This is a genomic window from Fulvivirga sp. (genome assembly GCF_040220315.1).
In the GTDB taxonomy this organism is placed as follows: Bacteria; Bacteroidota; Bacteroidia; order Cytophagales; family Cyclobacteriaceae; genus Fulvivirga.
The window spans coordinates 1-5,856 of record NZ_JAVJUY010000019.1; the positions used below are offsets into that span (position 1 = coordinate 1).

7 protein-coding genes and 1 pseudogene are annotated in these 5,856 nt (G+C 36.4%); 6 read left to right on the plus strand and 2 right to left on the minus strand.

Features of this window, described 5'->3' with window-relative positions; all coding sequences use genetic code 11:
• Nucleotides 1-457, minus strand: a pseudogene (locus RLO81_RS00745) (amino acid permease); the annotation flags it as partial.
• A gap of 179 nt (nucleotides 458-636) precedes the next feature.
• Nucleotides 637-1,506 carry a bestrophin family protein gene (locus RLO81_RS00750; protein WP_350105794.1) on the minus strand — a complete coding sequence of 290 codons (870 nt, stop codon included), beginning with the start codon at nucleotides 1,504-1,506 and terminating at the stop codon, nucleotides 637-639.
• Nucleotides 1,507-1,657: 151 nt separating this feature from the next.
• Between RLO81_RS00750 and RLO81_RS00755 the strand changes: the two genes are divergently transcribed.
• The 6 genes from RLO81_RS00755 to RLO81_RS00780 form a co-directional block, all read left to right on the plus strand.
• Complete coding sequence (locus RLO81_RS00755; protein ID WP_502880410.1) at nucleotides 1,658-2,512, plus strand: SPFH domain-containing protein; 855 nt, start codon at nucleotides 1,658-1,660, stop codon at nucleotides 2,510-2,512.
• A 2-nt stretch (nucleotides 2,513-2,514) separates the two neighbouring features.
• Nucleotides 2,515-3,048, plus strand: coding sequence for a hypothetical protein (locus RLO81_RS00760; RefSeq protein ID WP_350105795.1), 534 nt, complete (start codon nucleotides 2,515-2,517; stop codon nucleotides 3,046-3,048).
• The gene (locus RLO81_RS00765) at nucleotides 3,041-3,211 is read left to right on the plus strand and encodes a type II toxin-antitoxin system antitoxin (protein WP_205721655.1); all 171 of its coding nucleotides are present in this window, start codon (nucleotides 3,041-3,043) and stop codon (nucleotides 3,209-3,211) included. Before RLO81_RS00760 ends, RLO81_RS00765 begins: the two co-directional genes overlap by 8 nt.
• Nucleotides 3,212-3,240: 29 nt before the next feature.
• The gene (locus RLO81_RS00770; protein ID WP_350105798.1) at nucleotides 3,241-3,996 is read left to right on the plus strand and encodes a hypothetical protein; all 756 of its coding nucleotides are present in this window, start codon (nucleotides 3,241-3,243) and stop codon (nucleotides 3,994-3,996) included.
• Nucleotides 3,993-4,682 carry an alpha/beta fold hydrolase gene (locus RLO81_RS00775; protein ID WP_350105801.1) on the plus strand — a complete coding sequence of 230 codons (690 nt, stop codon included), beginning with the start codon at nucleotides 3,993-3,995 and terminating at the stop codon, nucleotides 4,680-4,682. Before RLO81_RS00770 ends, RLO81_RS00775 begins: the two co-directional genes overlap by 4 nt.
• A 75-nt stretch (nucleotides 4,683-4,757) precedes the next feature.
• Nucleotides 4,758-5,856, plus strand: a 1,099-nt coding sequence (locus tag RLO81_RS00780; protein ID WP_350105804.1) for a class I tRNA ligase family protein, incomplete at its 3' end; no start/stop codon positions are given.

Genomic DNA, 5,856 nt, shown 5'->3' on the forward strand with positions numbered 1-5,856 from the left:
CTTTTTTGATAATTAAAATACTTAAAATAATTACCGATGGTACGCTTATAAAACGTTTATCATAAATTTCAATCCCAAAATTTGTTGATAAATAATCTATTAATGGCCCAAATGCCTCGGCAAATGCAATAATGTAAAAAGCTACGCTAATGGCCTGTGAAAGATATAAAGCAATACCTATTGCTGCCCCAACATTAATACCGAACGACCTTGAAATGATGTAATACTCACCTCCGCCTTCAACTCTTTGATTTGTAGCAATTTCCGCAATGGCCATAGCGGTAGGAATAGTGACCATGTGGGCAAAAAGAATGATACCCAATGTACCTAAATAACCAACACTACCCACGGCATAACCAAAACGTAAGAACATAATAGCTCCCAGAATAGTAGAAATTGCCGTGAAAAATACAGGGGCTGTTCCGAAGTTGGCCTTAGACTCTTTTAATAGACTCATACATGAATTTATAACTTCTACTCAATAAAAAGAAAGTAAGTTGAAGTAACTACTAACTTTGTTTAGTGAATAAGCTTAAAGAACTATATAATCAATACAAAGAATACGTGCGTGTCGACTTAGTGATGTATGCAGTTATGCTATTTATGATTATAATCTTTGTGATTTACCTGGCGGTATCAATGGATTAAAAGCTCACGCACATTATTTTTAATTTTCTCACACAGATCATCAGTTGGCAAGTCATTTACATCTCTACCAAAAGGATCTTCAATTTCTTCAGCAATTAGCTCTACACTTACTAAAATGAAGAATACCATTAGCACAATGGGAACGGTCCAGAATAAAAAATCAAATAAAAAGGCAAAGGGAAGGGTTATCGTGTAAGTAAAAATAAATTTCTTAATGAACATACTATATGAATACGGTATGGGCGTATTTCTAATTCGTTCGCAGCCACCCAAAATATCCGAGAATTCTTTTACCTCCTTATCCAGAACAAAAAATTGCTCGCCAGTTATTTTCTTTTCATTGTATAATTGAGTAATACGCTCATAAATCATTAGTGAAATAGTGTTAGGGATATGATTTTTACCTTTGACCCGATCTAACACATCCTCTACCATATCCAAATCTTCTAAATCTACACCATCTCTTAAATGCTCCTTCATTGACACAGCAAAGTTGGGTATCATTTGGGCAAAATACTTTCTGTTAGTGTCGTCTTCTTTGGGCAAATATGCTGACATTTTTGCTGCCAGGTTTCTGGAGTTATTCAAAAGTAACCCCCATAATTTTCTTCCTTCCCACCAACGATCATAGGCTGAATTAACCCTGAATACCAGGAACAAACCCAGAACAATACCCAATAAAGAGTGAACAACATGCGTGCTCGAAAATCTGAATTCAAGTACTTCTAAAAATAAAAATACTATACCTGCAGTATAAAGACCCATTGCCAGCAATGCAGGAAACAAGGTTCGCATCACTTGCCTGCTATACGAATGAAATATTAATGAAAACCAGGTCTTAGGGTTGTATTTTACCATTTTGTCAGATTTAATTGTACGCAAATAAAGTGTACTGCTATGTAAAATCAAAAAAGTTTTATTCAGGGTAAAATAAAGTAGAACCTTTTAGACATTTGATCATAAATAATTTATATTAGTACTATTATGATATCATTTTAATATCACTCTTATGAATATAGAAAAAAATTACTCCCCTATTTCCGGTTACTTAATGTTGTTTGTGATTGCCGTATTGGCCATTGGTTCCATTGTTGGATTTGTAGTAACCAAGTTTCCGCTATTACTTTTAGTGTTTGCATTATCCTTAATTCTTTTGCCAGGTTTTTTCTTTGTTAACCCTAATGGCTCTCGGGTATTGGTACTCTTTGGTGATTATAAAGGCACCGTAAAAAAGAACGGCTTCTTTTGGGTAAACCCTTTTTATTCAAAGCAAAAAATATCGTTGAGAGCTCGAAATTTTGATAGTGAAAGAGTGAAAGTAAACGATAAAGTAGGTAACCCTATTCAGATAGGTGTAATTCTGGTTTGGCAGGTAGAAAACACCTTTAAGGCAGCGTTTGAAGTAGATAATTACGAGAATTTTGTGAAAGTACAAAGTGATGCGGCAGTTAGAAAACTGGCTGGTCAATATCCTTACGATAACTTTGAGGATGACGAAGCTGAAATTACTTTGAGGTCAGGCCTTGATGAAGTAAACAGTGCCTTAGAGGATAACCTTACCCAAAGGCTAAAGATTGCCGGTATAAAGGTAATAGAAGCAAGAATTGGTTATTTGGCCTATGCATCTGAAATAGCCAGCGCTATGCTAAGAAGGCAGCAGGCCACTGCTATTGTGGCAGCAAGGCACAAGATTGTGGAAGGCGCTGTAAGCATGGTAGAAATGGCGTTAGATCAACTTTCTCAAAAACAAATAATTGATTTGGATGAGGATAAAAAAGCGGCAATGGTAAGCAACTTAATGGTAGTGTTGTGTGCCGATAAGGATGTTTCGCCTGTGGTAAATTCAGGAACTTTAAACCATTAGTCATGCGGGTTTTTGTTGAATCACAACGATTTAATCAAGTATGGTTATGGATACTGATCATTGTCATAGATGCTACATTTTTAATTCTCATCGCACAAGCCTTATATAATCAATTGTATTTGGGAATACCAATTGGCAATAATCCAATTTCTGACACCGGTTTAATTTTAGTAAGTACATTTATCATCATTCTTCTGGTTGCCATAACGCTATCTTTACTAATAAGTCGGTTAGAGACACGAATTGAACAAGAAGGGGTGAGTTATAGATTTAAGCCTTTCATACGCAAATGGAACAGCATACCATTGGATGAAATTCAACATTTTGAATTAAAAAAATTTAATCCGATAATAGATTTTGGGGGTTGGGGATATAGAAAAGTATCTGGAAGATTATTAGTGAATACTTCAGGGAATACTGCGCTCTTTATTAATACAATTAATAACAAACAAATAGCAATCGGAACGCACTATCCAGAAGAAGTTTTCAGCACAATGCAAAAATTGATGAATAAAAAGATGGAAGTTAATGGCTAAAAAAAAGCCTATAGTATTACGTTTAAATCCAGAACTTGCCAAGTCTGTTGAAAAATGGGCGGCTGACGAGTTTCGATCGGTTAACGGCCAGATAGAATGGATCATCAATAAAGCCTTAAAAGATGCTGGGCGACTGAAGAAAGGTGAACAAAGTGATAAATAATTTTATTTTTGCCTGCAAATAATAGAGCCATGCTTAGACTAGTCATTTTACTACTTACCCTCACTACATTTTCTCTCGCTAACGGTCAGGATATGCTTTACACTGCGGAAGGAGACACGCTAAGAGGAAAGGTGATCATCGAGTTACCCGAAATGCTTTTTGAGGATGTAGTTTTAAAGCACGATGAAGGAAGAACTCGCTATAAAGCTTATGAAATTATTGGTTTTACAAAAGACGATGAGTTGTATCAGACTGTGCGTCTCAATAATAAATATAGAATTATGAGAGTAGAAAAATCTGGCTACTTAAGCCTCTACTACTTCCGTGAAGATGAGTCGTATGACTTTGGCTCCCGCTATTTAGAAAAACTTGATGGCAATGGGCTGGTAGTTCCGAATATCAGTTTTAAAAAGCAACTCACAGAGTTTCTTAATGATTGCGAAGGTGTGGCGGAAGCTATTGAAGAAAAGAAACTTAAGAAAAATGATCTGGATGAAATTATTGATCAATACAACGAGTGCATAGCAAAAAATACCGTGAAACGTACATTGGAAGTTACAGAAGTGAAAGATACGGAGCACCCCGCCATCGCAATAATTGATACTATGCTCCCAAAAATTCCTGCTGAAAATATTGAACTGAAAACATTACTGAAGGATATACTTTCAAAGGTTGTAGCCGGAAAACCTATTCCAGGTTACTTAATTAGTGCGTTAAAAGATCAAACAAAAGATTTAGAAAGTATTTCAACAGAAGTATCTGCATTAACTGAGGCACTAAATTGAGTAAACCCAACTTACTTATTTTACACGGTGCCTTAGGCTCCGAAAAACAGTTCGATCAATTGAAATCTGAATTAAGTATTGATTATCAACTCTATAGTTTCAATTTCCCTGGGCATGGTGGCAAGTATTTTTCCAATGATTTTTCCATAGATCAATTTACCATTGAACTTCAAAACTATCTGTCTGAAAATCGGCTAGAAGATGCGCTTATTTTCGGTTATAGCATGGGCGGTTATGTTGCCTTAAACCTTTCGCGTATAGATGATCGCATAGCTCAAATTTTTACGTTAGGCACCAAGTTTCATTGGACTCCGGATTCAGCAGCGCATGAAATAAAAATGCTCAACCCAGAGAAAATAGAAGAAAAAGTCCCAGCTTTTGCCAAAACATTAGAAGAAAGGCATTCACCATTAGACTGGAAAAAGGTAATTCAAAAAACTGCAGATTTGATGATTAATCTGGGTAACAACCCAATACTTACCAGTCAAACATTTAAAGAAATTACCATCCCTGTTACTATTACACGTGGCACACTGGATAATATGGTAAGTAAAGAAGAATCTGAATCTGCTGCTCATCACATTCCAAATGCCAACTACTTTGAGTTTACTGAATTTAAACACCCAATAGAACAGGTAAATTCAGCGGAACTTGCCAATAGAATCAAGGAAGAATTTAATCATTAATTCATTTACAAATTAATAGCCATTAGTTAAGCTGTAACAGCTTAAACTTTTATTTTTGCAGCTTAATTTTAAGCAATGGCAGAATATAACTTTAGAGAAGTAGAGAAAAAGTGGCAAAAATACTGGCAGCAAAACAAATGCTATCAGGCCGATAATAATTCCGACAAGCCAAAATTTTACTCCCTAGATATGTTCCCCTATCCTTCCGGGGCAGGATTACATGTTGGCCACCCTCTGGGTTATATTGCTTCTGATATTGTTTCAAGATTTAAGAAATTGAACGGGTACAATGTACTTCACCCGATGGGTTTTGATGCTTTCGGATTACCGGCAGAACAGTATGCAATTCAAACCGGGCAGCACCCAGCTATTACTACCGAACAAAATATCAAAAGATATAAAGAGCAGCTTGAAAATATAGGTTTCTCGTTTGATTGGGATAGAGAGGTACAAACGTGCGATCCTAAATTCTATAAATGGACGCAATGGATTTTTATGCAGCTTTTCGATAGCTGGTACGATCAAAACGCAGATAAAGCCGAGCCAATATCAACCTTAATTTCAACTTTCGAAAAAGAGGGTAATAAAAACGTCAAAGCTAAGTGCGATGATAATACGCCTTTATTCGATGCTAACACATGGAATGGCTATTCAGAGAAAGAGCAACAGAAAACACTTCTAAAATACCGTTTGTCATATCTGGCCAATACAACTGTAAACTGGTGTCCGGCTCTGGGTACGGTACTTTCGAATGATGAAGTGAAAGATGGCTTCAGCGAAAGAGGAGGCCACCCTGTAATCCGCAAAAACATGATGCAATGGATGATGCGTATTACTGCCTATTCTGAGCGTTTACTTCAGGGTTTAGAAAAAATTGATTGGCCTGAGCCAGTGAAAGAAATGCAGCGTAATTGGATAGGTAAATCCATTGGTGCTGAATTTGAGTTCGCTTTAGATGGTCATGAAGATAAAATCAAAGTATTTACTACCCGACTAGACACCGTTTTTGGTGTTACTTATTTAGCCCTTGCTCCTGAGCATGAGCTGGTGAAAAAAATAACTACTACAGATAAAAAAGCCGAAGTAGAAGATTATGTAGAAGTCGCCAAAAACAGGTCTGAGAGAGATCGTATGATGGATGTGAAGCATATAACTGGCGCATTCACGGGCAGTT